This window comes from Rhodanobacter sp. OK091 (assembly GCF_900142825.1).
Classification (GTDB): Bacteria; Pseudomonadota; Gammaproteobacteria; order Xanthomonadales; family Rhodanobacteraceae; genus Rhodanobacter.
Genome location: NZ_FRCH01000008.1, coordinates 1 through 18,655, shown reverse-complemented (window position 1 = coordinate 18,655; position 18,655 = coordinate 1). Strand labels below are relative to the sequence as shown.

The window sequence follows — 18,655 nt, the reverse complement described above, 5'->3', positions numbered from 1 at the left end:
GGAAATACTTGGTATTGCAGCGCGGCAATCATGGGCGTTCTGTCATCCAAAAGATCTATCGAAAGGCGGCTGCGAACTGCATGCGGCACTCATGAAAGATGAATGGGTGGTCATCGCCTCTCCCAAATTGCGGGGGCGCGACGGGATCTATAACTGCTGCGCGCCGGACTCCGATCATTTCTTCTACTTCTCGCGTACTGGTGCGTTCCTCAGAGAGGATGCGGGCGCCCCATAACACGCACCGAAACGTCGGCTTTTGGCCGAAGTTGGCCGGTCGACTTCCGCTGCTGGCGAGCCTGGCCGGGTTCTACCGACGATGGTAGTTGGGCTCGACGTAAGGAATGGGCAACGCGATGGTGATAATGGGCAGCGTGCTCGCCGACCATGGTTAGTTTTGCAAGCGAAGGTAGACAGTTGAACGGCGTTTTGCACGCACAGTGCGCAGGTCACATTCGTTGACCTCGCGTTCGTAGCGATTGATCCGCGTGTGCCACTTCAGCGGTGGCAGCCTATCGCTTCTTAGCGCGCGCTTTTAGCTCGTTCACCACTGTCCGCTGCTCCGCGCGCGGTAGTTTTGCGAACGCAACGATCACCTCTGCAATTTCGTCTGTATCCGCATACAGCGCAGCGAGTGGCATTCCGAGCACGTCTGCGAGTTTCTTTGCGGTGCGCAGGTCGCACTCGTTGACGCCGCGCTCGTAGCGGTTGATACGCGTGCGTGCCACTTCAGCCAGGATTCCAGTAGCGACACCCAGTGCTTCCTGGGTCAGGCCCGCCGCCAGTCGGGCTGCGCGCAAGCGGTTGGCAAAGATGAGGCGGGCGTCGTCCAAAGGAGTGCCACTGGGATGTGAATCGTAAAGCCAGCATGCAGTCTTGCCTTCGCCCTGTCTGTTACCGTATAAGTAACATCGAGGCGGCGTTGCCGCAATCGACTTGATCGATTGAGGAGATTTTTTGGCCGGCGATGCCGCGCCACCGTCTGCACTAGCCATACGCAAGACAGATCTCGCCCGACGACCGTGTCCGCTCCGGGACACCACCGGACCAACACGCGAAGCGGGCCAACCCAGGGGAAAGCAGAGGACGCACTTATGAAGATAAGCACGCTACGCAACGCCATTTCCATCGCCTTGCTCGTGGCCGGCCCCGGCGCGAGCGAGTGGGCCGTGGCCCAGGACGCCACGACAGACACGACCGCGCAGGGTAGGGCGCCGGTGACCAAGGCACCGGCCAAGACGCCACCGAAAGAATCGGCCGACACCTCCGCGGCGCCAGCGGCAACCAACCTGCAGACCGTGACCGTCACCGGCACCCGCATCCACGGCGGCACCACGCCCTCACCGGTCATCACGATCGGCAGCGAGCGGATACAGGAGGAAGGTTTCGCGGACCTCGGCGAGGTGATCCGTAGCGTGCCGCAGAACTTCAACGGGGGGCAGAACCCGGGAATAGTCGGTGGGGCCGAAGGTGGCGGTATCGCCAATCAGAACATCTCGGGCGGATCGTCGCTCAACCTGCGTGGCCTGGGGCCCGACGCCACACTCACGCTGCTCAACGGGCGGCGGCTTGCCTACAGCGGCTTTGTGCAGGCGGTCGATATCGGCGCCATTCCGGTCGAGGCGGTGGATCGCCTCGAAATCATTCCGGACGGGGCGTCGGCCATTTACGGGTCCGACGCCGTGGGCGGTGTAGGCAATGTGATACTGAAGCGCGACTATGACGGCGTGACGCTCGGCACGCGCTATGGCGGTGCGACGGACGGTGGACTGATCACTCGCGAATACATCGCCACGGCTGGCACCAGCTGGTCCAGCGGTGGCCTGATCGCGACGTGGAAGAAGGCATCCAGCGATCCGATCTATGCCGACCAGCGTGACTATACCGATCACCTGTTCAGCCCCACCACGCTCTATCCGCAAAGCGACCTGCGCAGCGGGTTGCTCAGTATCCATCAGTCGATGGGCAGTCGCGTCGAGCTGCGAATGGATGCCCTCAGGACTGAGCGCGAGCAACTCACGTACTACACGGCGGTCGCGAAACGGTTCTACCCAGCCACGTCGGAGACGATGACTTCCTTTGTTTCGCCCAGTGTCGAGATATCGCTGCCGAACGACTGGACGGCGTCCGTGGGGGGAACCTGGGGTAAGGACGACATCGTCTCGGGACTCTCGATAGGCACCCGCGCGACGGGGCGGGTGACGCCCATCGCTCGCAGCCTCTATCGCAACAAGAGCCTCACCTACGAGCTGGGCGCCGAAGGCCCGCTGTTCGTTCTGCCCGGCGGAGATGCACGATTGGCAGTGGGCGCCGGATACAGGAGGAACCAGTTCCTGCAACGCAGTTTGCTTAGCGGAACGGTCAGCGCGGACGGCGACGACAGCAGCCGCTTTGCCTATGCCGAAATCAACCTGCCGCTGATCGGTGCGGACCAGGGCATTCCCGGCGTGCAGCGGCTGGCACTGACCGCTGCAGTGCGTGGGGAGGACTACGCCAGTTTCGGCAGGATTGCCACCCCGAAACTCGGTGTGATCTATGGGCCCGATGCCGATTTCACGTTGAAGGCATCCTGGGGCAAGTCGTTCAAGGCGCCGACACTCTTGCAGCGATATCAAACGCAGTCGGCCTATCTGTATCCCGCGGCCAGGGTTGGCGGTAACGGCTACGCCAGCGACGCAACGGTACTGATGCCCTACGGCGGAAATCCCGATCTCGAACCCGAACGCGCGCGTACGTGGAGTGCCTCATTGGCGTTCCATCCCGAGGCGCTGCCAGCACTCGAGACGGAGCTGAGCTGGTTCGACATCGATTTTACTGGCCGTATAGCGCAACCGCTCGTCTATCAGGCAGAAGCGTTGCGCAACCCCGCATACGCTCAGTTCATCGACTATTCGCCGACAGCCGGCGAACAGGCAAGCATTATCGCGAACTCGAAGTTCAGCAACTTCACCGGCGTTCCCTACGATCCTGCCAAAGTTGTGGCGATTGCCTTCAATCGCTACATGAATACAGTCGCGCAAAGCGTCAAGGGGCTTGATCTCTCAGGGTCCTACGGGGCCGATCTCGGTCCCAGTCGGTTGGCGATCCGTGGATCGCTCAGTTGGCTGGACAGCTCGCAACAGACCACCGCGGCGGATCGTGTCCATGATCTGTCGGGCACCTTGTTCTATCCCGCCAAGGTCAACGGCCGCTTCGGTGTTGTTTGGAGTCTAGGCGGGTTCTCCGCTTCGACCTTCGCCAACTACGTCAGTGGCGTGACCAACACGGTGGATGGGAGCAAGTCGAGTTCATTCACCACCATCGACGCCACGCTGCGCTATGCCACCGGTGAGCGCCACGGCTTCTTCTCAGGCCTGGAGCTTGCGCTGTCGGCGACGAATCTCTTCGACCGATCGCCCCCGTTGTACACACCGTCGGTCAGCAATCCGCCCTACGACTCCACCAACTATTCGCCCATCGGGCGATTCGTGAGCGTCAGCGTCTCCAAGCATTGGTGATGTCGGCCCTATTCGGAGCAAGTGTCATGAATAGTTCGCAAAAGGGCGACCGATCAATCGCCCGAACGGTGAAGCTCGCAACCTTCCGCCTCTTGGCGGCGGCGGTATTGCTGGGCATGGTGGCTGGGTTGCACGCCGGGGAGGTGATTTCTTCACGACGTCTTATCGAAGTCGTCGATATCAGCGGTCCGGTGGTGTCGCCAGACGGCAGGCAGGTTGCGTTTCGGACCGAGCAGGCGTCGGTTGAGCGCAACACCTACGACTCGGTGTGGTACGTGCAGGCGATGGACGGCAAAACGCCGGCCCATAGGATCGGTGAGGGTGGAGCGCCCTTGCGCAGTTCCGCCGGGCTGTCGCTGCCGGCCCATGCTGTGTGGTCGCCGGACGGGCAGTGGATCTACTACCGGGCGCTCATGCATGGAAAGGTGGCCGTATGGCGTGCCAGCGCCGATGGTTCGAGTGCCAAACCGATCACCATCGACCCGGCGGATGTGCGTGATTTTTCGCTCGGCGCCAATGGCAAAGCGCTCGACTACAGCGTGGGAGCGACGCGTGCCGAGGTTATGGCGGCGGAGCAGTCGGAATACGAGCGAGGCATTCATGTCGACAGTTCGGTGCCCATCGGCCAGGGTGGCCTGTTCCGGTCCGGCAACGTGGGAGGCCGGCTTGCGACGCAGCGCCTGGATGTCAAAGGCGATGGATTCGCTCGCGTTCCGCTGCTTTCCGATGTACCGGACCGCTGGACGGCGATCGACCTGACGACGGGAAAAACACGGGACCTTGCGGCATCCGAGGTGCCATCGCCGCAAACCATCGCTTCGGCATTACCGAAAGGGCAATCCAAGCCTTGGAGGTTTGCGCTCGATCGCGCGAATCACCGAGTCGCCTTGCTGACGCGAGTGGGCGACCAAGGGGACATGGTGCGAAAGCCGGGGGTCGAGCTGTCAGCACTGTTGGGAAAGAATTCCCAGCGGCACATCCGATGCCAGGCTGAGCCATGCGTCGGCAAGGCGATATCGGGAGTCCAATGGAATCCGAACAGCGAGGAAGTGATATTCACGGTGACCGACCCCGCGGAAGGAATGGCCCAATCCATCTACCGATGGAATGTGAAGAACGGCGAAGTGCTGCCGGTTGCACGCTCCGCTGGTCTGCTCAACAGCGGAGAGCGATACGGCCTCGAGGACGCCGGCTGTGGCCTGTCGTCCACGGCGTTGGCTTGCGTCGCCTCCGAGGCCAACCGGCCGCCGCGAGTGGAGAAGATCGACCTGGAGACAGGCGAACGCCAGGTGTTGTTCGATCCGAACACATCGCTTGCGGCCGATATCTCGGCTGCCATGCCGGTGAAACTGCTTCGTTGGAGGGATGCAAAGGGAAGACTGTTCACCGGTCAGTTCTTTGCTGCGCGCAGAACGGGAGATCGTCCGCCTCCTCTTTTCATCGCGTACTACCTATGCCCGGGATTCTTGCGTAGTGGTTACGGAGGCGAGTGGCCTCTGGCGACATTTGCCGAGCACGGAATTTCCGCGCTGTGCATCAACTATGGCTCTTTTGGCTTCAATGCGGTTGAGCGCTACAACCTAGGTCTATCGGCGGCGAAGAGTGCAGTGGACCTGTTGGCATCGTCTGGAGAAATTGATCGAACCAGAGTGGGAATGGGCGAGCTGAGCTTCGGCACGGAGATAACGATGTGGACAGCAGTCAATTCCGATCTTCTCGCTGCGGCATCGATCACGGGAGCAACGCTTTCACGAAGCATGTACTTGCATGGAAGCCTGAAAGGAAAGGAGTTCATGTCACGCGCGCACAAGGTGTGGCAACTTGGATCCCCTGACGAGACGCCAGAGCAATGGAAACGGATTGGACTGGAGTTCAATTTGGACAAGATCAAGGCGCCCGTTCTGATGCAGGTGCCCGAGCAGGAATACGTGTGGCTGCTCGACTCCGCGGTTCCGTTGATGCTTCAGCACAAGGCGGACCTTTACGTGTTCCCCGAGGCACCGCACTTCAAGTTTCAACCGAAGCAACTTCTGGCCGCGAACGAGCGGAACGTCGACTGGTTCAGATTCTGGCTGCAGGATTACCAGGATCCCAATCCGGAGAAGAACGGCCAATATGCCGTCTGGCGTGAAATGAAGGCGCGTGCGTTCAGTCGAGGTGAGAACCCTGCTAGTCCGCGTGGCGACTAGGCTTGGTGACGCAACCAGTTCTCGACCGCGAACAGGGAAAGTATCCGCGTGAAGGACTTGTCCCGCGGCGGAAGCTCTGCGTTGAAGAAGCGTGTCAGCGCATCGGGATCAAGCAGGCGTTGATCGTGCAGAGCGCCCGATAGCAGGATCTCGTGCATCTGAATCTTGTTGCGCTTGAATATGGCGCCAAGATAGCCAACAAACGAGCCTTTGCTTCTGCGGTTGAGAACGCTTTGAGGTAGTACATCCGCGAATGCTGCTCTTGCAGCACTCCGGTTATGGCCGCCGGCTATCGACATCCAGGAGGGCACTCTGAGACACGCCTCGACGACAGGCTGAGAAAGTAGAGGCATGCGTATCCAGCGGTCCTCACCCCGATAGACGATGTCCCTGAACAACTGGTTGCTGGCAAGGTCGACGATCCTCTCCCGGTCGCCAGGCAGCGCGTCGGTCGGAGCATCGAACCACGGGTGAGCTTCTGCTGGGGCGACGGCAAGCGATGTGTTCAAGAAGCTGCGGTCTGGCGCGCAGGCTGCTTTGGGTCCCCGCATCATTTTTCGTGCGGTGAGCCTTGCGGCTTTCCACATCGTGCACTGATGCAGGAGGGAGAGATCTCTGATGGCAGAGAAGCCGGCAATCAGGCCCCGCTCCCTTATTGCGTCTGCAGCAGGGGCCGCGTTGGTCAGCAGGCCGAACACCGTGTCGCCCCCTGCACCCATGTAGGAGCTTGACGCCCCGTACCGCCGGGCTGCGGCTTCCATCGCCTTGGACACCGCGTATTGCAGGATGCCCATCCTTGGGGAGACGGCATCGGGAAAGGGCCTGACATCGCTGCAGGCCATATCGAGATCGAGCTGCTCGGTCTGTAGCGCTACCCCGAGATAGGCTGCCATCTGTCCGGCGTACTGGCGTTCGTCGGCACCGGGTACCGGTGTTGTCAGGTTGTAGCAGGTGACCTGCGGCCGCGCGTCCTTCAGGCAGGCCGCGACAATGGAGGAGTCCAGCCCTCCCGACAGTTCCATGAGAATGGAGTCGTCGATATCGGTCCAGGCACCGACCACCGAAGCCACGGCTTTCCGGATGTCTGTGGCTGCCTCGGAGAGGCTGGTGTGGCGGTGCTCCTGCATGACGAATTTCCATGGCGACCAGTTCGAATCCGTCGTGAGATTTCCCTGGCCGATGTTCAGCGACGATCCCGGCAGCAACTCGCAGATGTCGGCAAGGCCCGTGCGACGAGTTTTGAGGTTGGGGTAGGTCAGGCACTGGGCGAGAAAGTCCCAGTCGATCCGCTTCCGGTAAAGCTCAAGACGGGTGGCCAGCGAAATGTTGGACGTGATGAAACCAGCGCCGTTACGCAGTGAATAGACGCAGGGGACGCCGCCGGAGGGATCGCGAGTGATGGTGGTGGTGTCCGCGCCACGGCTCTCATCAGATTGAACCAGGAGGTACTCACCCCAGCAGTTATCCACGATGTGTTCTCGCAGGCGCTTGTTGTTTGAGAACGTGGAAAGGTGGTCGATAGCGTCAAGGGGTGAGAAGGTGCGCGAGAACAGGTGTCCGATCGTGAATCCGCCTCCGGGCAACGGTTGGCATGGTGTCTCTTCCGAGAGAAAGAGCTTGATCGATTCAGATGTGAAACGTTCCCGCATGCCAACCATCTGCAGTGCGGCTTCGATCTCGGGTAGGTTCGCGATATCCCACCGGCGATTGACGTCTACGAGCGCTAGGTAGCGGTAGCTCATCAGATCACACGAATCGGAGTATGGGCATTGGCGTGCCCTACTGTGTCGTTCAGAACCAGGTCTCCGGCCTGCACCCAGCAATGCGCCGAGAATGGATCGGAGGTGACGCCAAAGACGATGCTTGCGTGGAGTTTTCGCCTGGCGAGGAACTTGACCATCGCGAGAGAGTCGAGCAAGCAGCGGGTTTCGACGGGTGTGTAGGCGCGTGCGAACCTGAATTTACCGGAGGCTTCGAGGAGTAGCTGCTCGACTGCCTGGTCGGAAATGGAGCTCGAACGTGGTTGCTCGTTTGGTCTGGAAGCCGCGACCGCGTCGAGGATGCTCTTCAGCGGACGTGTTCTAAGCTGTCTCCGTATCGCGCAGACGGTGATGAATACGTCGACCAGTGAGCCGAGATGAAGCTTGGCTTGGCAGGATTGTTCAAGGGCGCTTCGGACGGGGCATTCGATGTTCACGGCCGTCACCCGATCTTGCGAGCCCGGGGCTTCTACCAAGATGTTTCGCTTTACCAGATCACCGACGTCGGTATCTTCATTCCCGTTGGCGTATGCAACAAAAGGGCGCTCCAGGCTGCCCTGCAACCGAAAGTAGCGGTCGTTCCGAATGTCCAGGAAGATGAGGTGATCGTCTACCCGGCAGAAAGACAGATCGTTGCGCAACGCGTAGGGCACGGTGTCCTCACTAACAAGAGAAAGGCGCACCTTTCGGTGCGCCTCGTGGGTTCAGTTCTCGGAAATTCCCGGCATGACATCGAACCCGATGGGCTCGATGACACCTCCGGGTCCCTGCGTCTCGACGCTGGCGACGCCGAGCTCGATGACATCTTCCGGCGTGTTGGTGCGGACGTTCTCGTTCGTGTTCATTTCAGTCTCCTGCGGTTACGTCATGGCAGTCCCATGACGCCGGCAGCGTAGGAGGCGGAATTTTTGATTTTCAAATGATTATTGCGTTGTTATCCGGTGATTATTTCGGGAGCGTGATGGTCGTCTCGCCACGTCGGACTCAGCTTCGAGCTTCTTCGGCCGACTGCGGCCACCGCGGAACTCGATCACCTGAACCGACCGTCTGTGACCGGGTCGCCGGCACACTGATCGGCTTCGAATCCAGCGGCCGCAACCGGCCAGAAACGGACCGTCAACGCTGTAGTTAAGCGACGGCGAAGCCATCCGCCTTGAACGAGTAGTTAGATTGGCTTCCTACTCGATGGACGCCCAAACAATGCGCAAACGAGGCCAAAAAGCATTAGGCCGCCGTAGAAGTTAATTGGAAAATCGTTGACTATTTTGCCATTGACGGAATACGTGAGTGCCCACTTGTCTTTTTGGATAAGAGTGCCAACCGGCAGACGCCTTTCCAATGATGCATCCGTTGGACCAGCCACATACGTAGAGCGCACATGATTTTGGCTTTCCACTATGTATGTGGTGTCACAACGATTGTTATATGGTTGAAGACAGCCAGTTTCTGATGACACTACAGTGCCGTTCAACGCGACTGCGGCTCGTTGATAAATTTCGTGCCCCGCAAAAAGCCAGATCAGTAGCGCAACCGGTGCTAGATTTGGAATGCTCTCGCGAAAAGTGGGGATCCTACGGCCTCCACCAGCACGCGCGTTGATGGCCAGCCTGAAATCACCAAACCAGTCCTTTGCATTTTTAAGCGCACTGCTGACAGATCGTGGCGCGGGTTTCCCCTGCGTTCCGTGGACGTCGGCAGCTCTTTTCAGAAGGTCTTCAGGTAGTTCCAACGCCATTGCGTATATATCCCCTTCAGTCCGCTGGTTGCGCGGTGGTGACGTCCGCTTCGGATGGAAGCGGACATTAGTGGGCCCTGGATAGGACTCTCACTGCCTTGAGCGTCGCCCCGACGTTTTCCAAAGCTCCGGAATTCCCACAGTTGTCCACATAGTTTGGTGGAAGCTTTTCCTTGCCCGCCAGCTCAACCGTCGGATAGTGGCTTACAAAGAGCAGATACTCCTTGTTCTTATCCATAGGAAAGCGGGCGCTGGTGTTCTCCGACAGCAGCCTGACCCTGTGAGGTGGCTGCCCCTTGAATGCTCGAAGGACTTCGACGTCGTAGATGGTCCAGTCGTAGAACTCAGGGTCATCCGGGCTCGCAACATTCCTGCTCGCGATGGCGCGCCCAATGAATACCCACGGCGCGGATACGTACTCTTTCGAGATGGAAGGGTGCCGCGTCTTGACGTTCGGGCTAGCGAGGTCGACACATGCTGCACACACGCCGAACGATATGACTGAGAGTGTCATCGAAATCAGAAGAACGCACTTTCCGGTCCGTACCACTGCCATCCCCTCGATTATCGAATGTTGGAGTTACTTGCGGATGTCCGCTTCGCGTCGGTCACTGCCGGTCGAGCTGGCCCGGACATCATTGCACCTACAAGGACCGCAACCGGCCAGAAGCGGAAGCTGGGTCGGAATGTGGTCGCCGCGTGGCGGACGCTCAGGCGGTCAGGGTGCCGATAAAGCGAGCTCGCGGAGGACGTCGAGTTGATTCGCTGATGCATCCGGAGCCATGAACACGGGAATTGTTCTTTCCGTACGGCGAGGTCTGGCGAGACATTCCGCAGGCCACGGGTCTTTCTACGGCATCGGCTCAACGCTCATCTCTATCGATCCGCCCCCCAGATCACCCGCCCCGCCCGGATCGTATCGCGCACGCGAGCGAAGGCGGTCGGGTCCTTGGCGGGATCGCCGTTCAGCAGCACCAAGTCGGCATCCATGCCATTCGCAATTCGACCCTTGTGCGCGGCGAAACCGAATCGCGCGGCCGGCGCAGTGGTGAGCGAGGCCAGGATTGCGCGCCAGTCGAGGGCGGCCGACATCAGTTTGTACTCCTCGGTCGTGTCGAAGACGTCGATATAACCGACGTCGGTACCGAACAGTATCTGGCCACCGGCGCGAGCGTAGTCTTTGACCTCTGCCGTGATGACCGTAATAGCTTTCGCGAGATCATTGGGACTTTCGTGGAACTTCTTCGCCTCGACACCGAACAACGTCATGGTCGGAATGAGAGCCATGTTGTGCGCGCGTAGCCGGGCGATCAGTTCCGGCGGCCACCCTCCCGGTCCACCTCCGTCCATCGCGGTGGTGTGGGCCAGGATATCGACTCCGGAGTCGATCGCCACATTCAGCCCGGCGAGGTTGGACGGGTGAGCGAAAGCGGGCTTACCGCGGTGGTGCGCTTCGTCGACGATGGCCTTGGCGATATCGATCCGCATCGGCAGAACACCGATCTTCCCGCCGACGATCGCGCCGGCGAAGATTTTCACGCCATCGGTTCCGCGATCGAGTTGGCGAGCGGCACGGGCCGCGGCCTCCTCAGGGGTCGAGACTTCCTCATCGGGCGCGCCATGCGCACGCAGGTATTCGCGCACGTAGATCGGCGTTCCGCCCTTGGGGTAAAAAGGGTCGCCGACCGTCAGGATCATGGGGCCTGCGATCTCGCCCGCTTCCACGCGGTGCCGTAACGCGATCGCGTTGTCGGTTGATGAGGCGATGTCGAAGACGGTAGTGAAGCCCCAGCGGGTGAGCATGGTCTCCAGGGCGTCTTGCAATGTGCCGGCTTTCGCCGCGGCGGCACCAAGAAGATCCGGCGTCATCAGGTGGACGTGACTGTTCCAGAAGCCCGCCGTCAGCACCGAGCCGCGGGCGTCGATCACATGGGCGGTTCGAGGAACCGTCATGGCCTGGCGCGAGCCCACTCGCACGATCCGGCCGTCGCGCACGAGGACGACGCCGTCGTCGATCGGCGTAGCGTCTGGTGCCGGGTAGATTTTCGCACCCACGATCGCAAGGTCTGCCGAGGCCGGAAGCCCTTTCTGCTCTCGGGCGGCCGCGTCCGCCGTGGGAATTGATCCAACGACCGGCCCGATCAGCGCCAAAAAAAACAACGCGCCGACTTGATATCGGGCGCTCCACAGCCGGGTCAATGCGGCGACCATCATTTTCTCCCAAGAGGTTTGACTGAATAGGATTCGAGGCAGTGACGCAGCGCCGTGCGAAAGATGGTTTTGAATTGTTCTTCGCTCGAAAAGCGGTTGCCGCGATGCATGGAGACAAGGCCTTGGGCCAGAGCCGCGAGCGACAGCGCGACCTCGAGCGCCGGCTTGTTGCCCAACCATCCGTCGGACTTGGCTTGGTCGATCCGCAAGATGACCATCGCCATCACGGGCGAGCGACCGGCTGCGAAGTCGTCCGGGAATCGGCGCGCGTTGGGTGCGGGTAGAAAGAACGCGGCGTCGAAGCGGTGCGGCTTTGTCAGCGCGAAATCCAGGAACGCTTCGGTCAGCTCCTGCAGCCACGCAATCGGATGGCGGGCCGTTATGGAGGATGCGATCTCGTCCCACGCTGTCAAACCGTCATCCATCAGGGCGTCGAGCAATGCACTCTTATCCGCGAAATGTCGGTACATGGCCATCGGCGATAGCTTGGCCCGCGCGGCGACCTTCCGGACAGTAAGTCCCGGTACCCCATCGCGGTCGAGGACGGCTCTTGCGGCGGCGAGGATGCGATGTCTAGTCATAGGTGTACACTGTACGCTACATTGCGTACAGTGTACACATCCGTCGTGCGCGCTTTTCGTGCAACGGCATTCGCAGCGCATGCGCCCATTGCCCGTGGCATGCAGTGCAGCCTTGTTCTTCATCAGGACAACCCATGCAGCGTCGGCCCAGCAGGCGCCGTAGCAGTCCCGGCTGAAACCCGTCGCGGCCGAGCCGGCGGCAGCGTTATAAGGCGCGAAGACCAAACCGCCGGCCGGCGGAGAGTCCAAACCTGCGGCAATCGAACTCGACACCATCGTGGTGACCGGTATCGCCGGCAGTATCCAGAACGCGATCAAGGCGAAGGGGAACTCCAACGATATCGTTGAGCCCGTCGCTGCCAAGGACATCGGCATCTGCCACGCAGGGCCTTTGCATGCTTTCGAGAACAAGAAACCCTTCACGACGAAGACACTGCAGCACATCCAGAAGCTGCGAGAGATTTACGGTCTGGATCTAACCGCCGAGGACAGTCATAAATTAAAAGAATGAGCGTGTAGAGGACCGATTCCGTTCGCTGGTTCGGTCTGAGGATTTATCTCCTCGCGAACGACGGCAGTGTGTTGCGTCGATCGGTTGAATCCACCGTCGAAAGCGGACGCCAGCTGAGAAGTTCGTCCGCGCAGCAGTCCAACCCAAGTGATGAGCTGGGCGTAAGTCACCTGGCAGGGCAATCAACCCGATTGTCTTGCACTGCAATGATCTGCCACCGCCCTTTGCGCCGGAGCCACATGTCGCTCCACACCAGACAGCGCCGCTCGTGCTTGGCGTCCGGTAGAGCAACCGTCTTTGATTCTGCTCCGTAAACAACCGCAGCATCAGGAGAGAAGAATCGCACGTCTGCCTGATCCAGGCGGCAATCGGTCGACCATTGAGTTTTGGGGTCGTACGTCGGTGCACTTTTTGGCTTGCCATAACGTATCCCTTTAGGAGCTGTCCCCTGAAAATCGTCCGCAAGGATCTCAGTGGCAACCCATTCCCCTCCACAAGCCATGTTTGCCCAAGCCCTTTCTTTTTCGATCATCCACTTGGCAGTTGCGCCGTCATTGGCCGGAATGTCGGCGGCCAGAGCTTGCCCGGCGAATGCCGCGGCAACGGCGGCGACCCAAAACAGGAATGTATGGCTGCGCATTGTTTCCCCTTGATCAGACTTGGCGCTGGCGTTGGATGACGTAGAGCCGCCCATTGATTATGTCTGCTTCGGATCGAAAGCAGACATTACCCATGTCCGAAATTGGAGCCCAAGGAACTCCGACGCGCACCTTCAAATGAAAGGAATCGTGGCTCCCACTTATCCGATCAATACGTTCGACATGCCCACCACCACCACCGTTGGGCTGGGCGCCTGCGGTCCAACGGGCGGCAGGTCGTGACAGGTTTCGCAGGGATCGCCTGCGCGAACCGCGCCGCGCCCGTTGATACGTACCGAGGCGCTTCCGGCAAGCACGCGCCCCAATTTGGTGGGAGGTATCTGAAAGGCCCCGCGGGAAGGGATATGCGGCAGAACGTTTTGCGCTATCGATCCCACTACCGCGGCCGGACGCCCGTTGATGCGCACATTGAGGCTCGTATTGACCGTGATTTCGCCGTCGAAAGGAAAAGGCAGGGGCGTCGGCACCGGACCTCCCGGCGCCGGAATCAACACGACATGAATATCGGCGGCGTTGACGATGCTGTCGCCAAAGCGCGCGGCTGGCTTTCCCATGAGCTTCCCCTCAGTTGATGTCGATCATGGCGGCGCTGAGTCTCATGCTCTGTCCACCCTGGGCCTGCAGAGAGGCTGCACCAAGATCCAGCTTCACTGAGCCGGCGGTGTTCTGAATCACTACCTGGTCGGCTTTCAAGATTATCGTATTGGCCGCGGTGATGGTGACGTCGCCCTTGCTCTCCACCGCGACGCGGTTGTGAGCGGTGTCGATCTGCACCTTGTTCTGGTTTTCGTCGATCAGGGTGAGCTGACCTTCCTTGCTGTCGTCGAAAATCAGTTGCTTGCCCTGACGAGTCTTGATCACCCGAACGTCTTGCTGTCGCGCGGCACCTTCCGACGGCGGCTTGATGTTGCCGTTCCCTAGGAACCCAAGCACGAAACCTTGTTTCAAGTCGCCGCCGGCAAAGGCCACCAACACCGAATCACCCTCCTTCGGTACACAAAACGCGCCGCAATCCAGGCCGCCATAGAAATTCATCACTTGCAGCCAACCCGACTCCATCGGGCTTCCCTCGCTATGGAACAGCACGGTCACTCGACCAAGCTCTTCCGGGTCGTTGACCTGTTTGACCTGGGCCAATGTCATGCCACCGTGCGATTGTCCGAGTAAGGCCCTGGGCATATCCAAATCCTGAATCATGTCCCGCGTCTCCTGATTGGGGATTGTCTGTAATGGGTCGACCTCTGCCCGTCGCAGCTTGCCCAGGTGTTATCGCGCCTGCAAGAGCTGTCATCCGCCACGATGCCCCACGAGAGCACTGGATCGGAGGCTGCCTAGTGAAGGTAGTCGCTGCGGTCACTCAGCAAGGCCACGATGCCCGGGACGAGTTGCTTTCGGCGTTCGTGATAGTCGCGTAGCGCGGACTTCAGAGCCGGGATGTCGCGTGTTTGCCAATGCCGGTTCAGTTCCGAAAGCTCTTCGAAGCTGCGCTCGAGCAATCCATGCTTGGCCCGCCGTATCGGTGCCAGCCGGTCGTTGGCTCGTTTCACGGCATGGTGCAGTGACCAGTGACCCGTTGCACCGGCAATCGCGTCGAACAGCTGCCAGGTCAGCTTCACCAGATCGTCGTCGGCGCGCGCAAGCTCCAGTTTTCTGGTCTTTCGGAACATCGGCGCCACACCGATATCGCAAGCCATCAACAACAGGCGCTCCATCCAATCGTAGAGATCGCGCATGGCGACTTCGGTGAGCAAGGGAACGTGCATTCCGTTGCGGGCGTGGTCGGCGACCATGCCTTCGCCGACCAGTCGGTACAGCGCGAATCGAACGGGCGTGGGACTGATGTGGAACTCGGCGGCAAGCGTGGCCGGATCGATCCGTTGCCCAGGGGCGTAGCGTCCTGATTGCAGAGCGCGCCTGACCTGTCCGTACACGAAAGCACTCTTGGAGTGGGTCGCATCCATAGCTGAACTCCATGGGGAACGAGGTTCACTTCTTCAGCCACTAGGAAGTGAACTCATCCTCGTTTTTTACTTGGCATGCCTGGCCATGTTGATGGCAGCGGTCTCGAACTCGTCTTCGGGCTTCAGCCCTTCGAGGGTCTTGATGGTGGCGGTGACGTCACTGCTGGAAAATCCAACGAGCGTAGTCGGCGCGTCGTGTCCGCCCATTGCTTTGGCGGCCCTTCAATGTCACTCGGGTAGCGGCCAAAGTCGGCACTCTGCATGTCTGGAACAATGGGTGTGTCTTTCGACGCGGCCGTGTCCGTCCCCGGCAACAACATCAGCCGTGCTGCAATCCATGCCTTCATAAAACTCCCTCCATGGTGAGTCGCAATATCTTACGACCAGCTAGCCGGGAAAAGGGTGAAGGAGTTAGGGAAATTTTCCAGGTGCGTCAAGAACAGGGTGCGGAGCGCGCCTTGTTCCACCGCATACGTTACAGCCCCACCCGCAGACGATTCGCAAAAACTTGCTAGTTGACAACAGATCCACTTGGGTCGGAATCTCCGATTTACGGCCTGAGCGCAACGCTTAGGTATAGGGGAGCTATAGATGCGCGTTTGGCAAGGGATCTGCCTGTCGGCAGTGCTGTTGTTTTCATCCGGTTCGTTCTGTCACGCGCAGTCGGTTCCCGAGACGGAATACAAGCAGCTCATCCGGGTCAATGAAGACATTCAGCCGTTGGGCGAACACCCATTTGGCGAGAACATCGGTCTCTACGACGGAACCCTGTCCTTTACCCAGACGGACATCAGTCTGGCGGGTACGGGCCCGTTGTTGCAGTTGGTTCGCCAGTACGACGCTGAGGGCGACCGACCCAGCAGAACATATGGCGACCCCGTTTTCGGCGACTGGGCACTGGTTCTTCCCCATCTGGAAACGATGACGGCAGGCATCCCCCCGTCGACGAGCGACCCGACCGGCACGCCGATGTGGAACTACAACTCGTATACCCAAAACGTACAAAAGATCTACGGTTGGCAGATCGACAACTCCACGGCGCCGGGTATCGATCTCAATGCACGGTGCAGCCACTTCGACGTGCCTCCCACGTTCGTAAGACAACTGGGTGATTCCGCGCTTGAACCGTGGGAGCCTTATGAGTGGTGGAAGGGGTATCACCTCGTGCTTCCCGGCGAGTCAGGCCAGGACATGCTCTCCAACGTCGATGCCGCTACTAAAAGCACCTATCCCGCGGTCACCAAGAGCCATTGGCGCTTCAGCTGCCTTCCAACCACGTCGAATGGCCAGCCTGGCGAGGCTTTTCTGGGTCAGGCGCCCGACGGCACGTTGTATTGGTTCGACCAGTTGATCTATCGCGGCGAACAAAGCATGACGCGTCCGCTCTATTACAGCGGGGCCAGTGTGAATTCGCACCCCTCCAGCAGCCTGGTGGCTTTCGCGAACACGTCCGTCGAAACGCTCATCAGCATGTTGTCCGGTTCGACCATGGCGCATGCCGTATCCACTACCGATGGCATGTCGCGAAGCCTGGGCTTACTCCTGGTCAGCAAAGTCCAGGATCGATTTGGCAACACACTCAACTACAGCTACGACGCCAACGGGCATCTGACGGGCATCACGGCGAGCGATGGCCGCGCGCTCAGTGTGACCTATGTGTCGGGCACCCAGCTTATTCAGAGCGTGACGTTGCAGCCCTCGTCCGGCGCAGCCCGAACCTGGACGTATGCCTATACTCCCTGGGCCGCTGGCACCTCCCTCAATGCCGTCACCCTGCCCGATGGCACCCAATGGCGCTACAACCTGACGGGCTTCGATGCGGCGACCTTGGTTTCCAGCAACCCCTTCTCCAGTTGCATCACGCTGGCGGTTCCCGCCAACCTCGGTCCGACGACGGGCACGATGACGCACCCCTCCGGTCTGGTGGGCACGTTCTCGATCCAGCCGATCAAGCATGGGCGATCACTTGTGCCTCGTGGTTGCATAGGCACCCAGTACGGTGATCAGGACACCGGTGGCAGCTATACGTATGTACCCGATGCCTGGTACAGCTTCACAGTCGTTCAGCGGACGCTTTCCGGCGCAGGCTTGCCGACCTGGACGTGGACTTACAACTATTCGCCGGCCAATGACAGTTGGGCCGATTGCACCGGAAGTTGCCCGACCACGATCTGGACGGATGTGGTCAATCCGGACGGCAGCACGGTGCGACATACCTTCAGCAACCGCTACGACATCACCGAAAGCCAGTTACTGTCGATGGACTACTACGCCGGCGCAGCAGGCTCGTCTGCACTGCTGCGTTCGGAATCCAGCAGTTATGCCCCGCCGACCACCGCGTCACTGCCAGCGGCGGCTGGCGGCAATTTGCTGGATACCCTCAATGCCGACCAGGTGACCAAATATTCACCGCTCAACCAACGCGTGATCACCCAGGACGGCGACACGTATACGTGGCAGGCGGAGGCGTTCGATGTCTACGCCCAGGTGACGCAGACCAAGCGCTCCAATTCGATCGCCGGGCAAAGCCCGATCGAGGAAGCCACCACCTACCTCAACGACACCAACCTGTGGGTGCTGGGCCTGCCGCAACAGGTGACCAACCTCACCACCGGCGAGGTCGAGAGCCTCAACACCTACAACACCAGCGACGACACGTTGCTGTCGCGCGCGCGCTTCGGCCAGCCGCTGATGAGCTACACGTTCAACAGCGCCGGCCAGCTGGCCAGTTTCACCGACGGCAACAACCACACCACCAGCCTGAGCAATTACAAGCGCGGCATCCCGCAGACGATCGGCTATCCGGACAGCACCAGCGAGTCCCTGACCGTCGACGACTTCGGCCAGATCAGCGCGATCACCGATCAGGCCGGCCACACCACCAGCTACGGCTACGATAGCGTCGGCCGGATCACCGGCATCACCTATCCCGGTGGCGACGAGATGGCGTGGCTGCCCAAGACCTTCGCCTACGACTTCGTCACCAGCGACGAGCGCGGCGTGTCGGCCAACCACTGGCGGCGCACCACGACTACCGGCAATGCGGTGGGCGTGACCTACTTCGATGCGATGCTGCGTCCGGTACTGAGCGACAGCGCCATCGGCGCCAGCGTGCAAGCCAGCACGTTGACCACCTACGACAGCAAGGGGCAGAAGACCTTCATTGCGTACCCGAGCGCCAGTGCGTTGAACTTCACGCTGTCACCCGCGGCCGCCGGCATTAAAGGCGTCGCGACCACCTACGACGCGCTGGAACGGATCTATCAGACCCAGCAGGACTCCGAGCTGGGCACGCTGACGGCCAGCACTGCGTATCTGTCCGGTGCCCGGCAACAGGTCACCGACCCCAAGAGCAACGTCACCACCACCAGCTATCAGGTGTTCGATACGCCCAGCTACAGCGCACCGATCCTGGTGCAGGCCCCGGCCGGCATTACCCAGGCGATCGCCCGCGATCTATACGGCAACCCGCTGTCGATCACCCAGTCCGGTCTGTACGGCACCGAGAACGACAGCGTTACCAAGACGCTGACCTACGACGCCTACCACCGCCT

17 protein-coding genes and 1 pseudogene are annotated in these 18,655 nt (G+C 60.2%); 5 read left to right on the top strand and 13 right to left on the bottom strand.

All coding sequences use genetic code 11. The features are described 5' to 3' along the window. Positions 1-235 (top strand): hypothetical protein (locus BUA26_RS20655; RefSeq protein ID WP_218587867.1); only part of this gene is annotated, 235 nt, incomplete at its 5' end. Between the two features lie 274 nt (positions 236-509). Here the strand turns inward: BUA26_RS20655 and BUA26_RS19570 are convergent. Beyond that, positions 510-830, bottom strand: coding sequence for a helix-turn-helix domain-containing protein (locus BUA26_RS19570; protein WP_072762590.1), 321 nt, complete (start codon positions 828-830; stop codon positions 510-512). Positions 831-1,091: 261 nt separating this feature from the next. Here BUA26_RS19570 and BUA26_RS19565 point away from each other — a divergent pair, with 261 nt between their 5' ends. Both BUA26_RS19565 and BUA26_RS19560 read left to right on the top strand, forming a co-directional pair. Continuing rightward, on the top strand, positions 1,092-3,494 hold the full coding sequence (locus tag BUA26_RS19565) for a TonB-dependent receptor plug domain-containing protein (RefSeq protein WP_072762589.1): 2,403 nt from the start codon (positions 1,092-1,094) through the stop codon (positions 3,492-3,494). A 26-nt stretch (positions 3,495-3,520) separates the two neighbouring features. After that, positions 3,521-5,683 (top strand): Atxe2 family lasso peptide isopeptidase, encoded by a 2,163-nt coding sequence (locus BUA26_RS19560; RefSeq protein ID WP_143154358.1) that lies wholly within the window; start codon positions 3,521-3,523, stop codon positions 5,681-5,683. On the opposite strand, the gene BUA26_RS19555 is transcribed toward BUA26_RS19560, so the two are convergent. From BUA26_RS19555 to BUA26_RS19940, 7 genes are all read right to left on the bottom strand, one after another. Beyond that, entirely contained in the window at positions 5,680-7,425 is a 1,746-nt protein-coding gene (locus tag BUA26_RS19555; RefSeq protein WP_072762588.1) for an asparagine synthase-related protein, read from the bottom strand. The two genes, BUA26_RS19560 and BUA26_RS19555, sit on opposite strands and share 4 nt — an antisense overlap. Continuing rightward, complete coding sequence (locus BUA26_RS19550) at positions 7,425-8,096, bottom strand: lasso peptide biosynthesis B2 protein (protein WP_072762587.1); 672 nt, start codon at positions 8,094-8,096, stop codon at positions 7,425-7,427. Before BUA26_RS19550 ends, BUA26_RS19555 begins: the two co-directional genes overlap by 1 nt. 51 nt (positions 8,097-8,147) lie before the next feature. Next, positions 8,148-8,288, bottom strand: coding sequence for a benenodin family lasso peptide (locus BUA26_RS20365; RefSeq protein ID WP_143154357.1), 141 nt, complete (start codon positions 8,286-8,288; stop codon positions 8,148-8,150). A 320-nt stretch (positions 8,289-8,608) separates the two neighbouring features. Further along, positions 8,609-9,178 carry a hypothetical protein gene (locus tag BUA26_RS20360; RefSeq protein WP_143154356.1) on the bottom strand — a complete coding sequence of 190 codons (570 nt, stop codon included), beginning with the start codon at positions 9,176-9,178 and terminating at the stop codon, positions 8,609-8,611. 67 nt (positions 9,179-9,245) lie between these two features. Further along, positions 9,246-9,692, bottom strand: coding sequence for a hypothetical protein (locus tag BUA26_RS19545; protein ID WP_143154355.1), 447 nt, complete (start codon positions 9,690-9,692; stop codon positions 9,246-9,248). Positions 9,693-10,054: 362 nt separating this feature from the next. After that, entirely contained in the window at positions 10,055-11,389 is a 1,335-nt protein-coding gene (locus tag BUA26_RS19540; RefSeq protein ID WP_178368639.1) for an amidohydrolase family protein, read from the bottom strand. Then, positions 11,389-11,970 (bottom strand): TetR/AcrR family transcriptional regulator, encoded by a 582-nt coding sequence (locus BUA26_RS19940; RefSeq protein ID WP_072762585.1) that lies wholly within the window; start codon positions 11,968-11,970, stop codon positions 11,389-11,391. The genes BUA26_RS19540 and BUA26_RS19940 overlap by 1 nt, the downstream gene beginning before the upstream one ends. Positions 11,971-12,247: 277 nt before the next feature. On the opposite strand from BUA26_RS19940, the gene BUA26_RS20350 reads away from it, so the two are divergent. Then, positions 12,248-12,481 carry a hypothetical protein gene (locus BUA26_RS20350; protein ID WP_143154353.1) on the top strand — a complete coding sequence of 78 codons (234 nt, stop codon included), beginning with the start codon at positions 12,248-12,250 and terminating at the stop codon, positions 12,479-12,481. Between the two features lie 166 nt (positions 12,482-12,647). Here the strand turns inward: BUA26_RS20350 and BUA26_RS19525 are convergent, their stop codons facing one another. The 5 genes from BUA26_RS19525 to BUA26_RS20515 all read right to left on the bottom strand — a co-directional run bounded on the left by BUA26_RS19525 (position 12,648) and on the right by BUA26_RS20515 (position 15,308). Further along, positions 12,648-13,121, bottom strand: a complete 474-nt coding sequence (locus tag BUA26_RS19525; RefSeq protein WP_072762583.1) for a DUF4440 domain-containing protein — start codon at positions 13,119-13,121, stop codon at positions 12,648-12,650. Positions 13,122-13,280: 159 nt separating this feature from the next. Further along, on the bottom strand, positions 13,281-13,694 hold the full coding sequence (locus tag BUA26_RS19520) for a PAAR domain-containing protein (RefSeq protein WP_072762582.1): 414 nt from the start codon (positions 13,692-13,694) through the stop codon (positions 13,281-13,283). A gap of 10 nt (positions 13,695-13,704) precedes the next feature. Continuing rightward, entirely contained in the window at positions 13,705-14,337 is a 633-nt protein-coding gene (locus BUA26_RS19515; protein ID WP_218587866.1) for a phage baseplate assembly protein V, read from the bottom strand. A gap of 134 nt (positions 14,338-14,471) precedes the next feature. Then, a complete protein-coding gene (locus BUA26_RS19510) occupies positions 14,472-15,101 on the bottom strand; it encodes a GntR family transcriptional regulator (protein ID WP_072762581.1) in 630 nt (209 codons plus the stop codon). Positions 15,102-15,167: 66 nt separating this feature from the next. Continuing rightward, complete coding sequence (locus BUA26_RS20515; RefSeq protein ID WP_178368638.1) at positions 15,168-15,308, bottom strand: hypothetical protein; 141 nt, start codon at positions 15,306-15,308, stop codon at positions 15,168-15,170. A gap of 384 nt (positions 15,309-15,692) precedes the next feature. On the opposite strand from BUA26_RS20515, the pseudogene BUA26_RS19505 reads away from it, so the two are divergent. After that, positions 15,693-18,655: pseudogene (locus BUA26_RS19505) on the top strand (hypothetical protein); the annotation flags it as partial.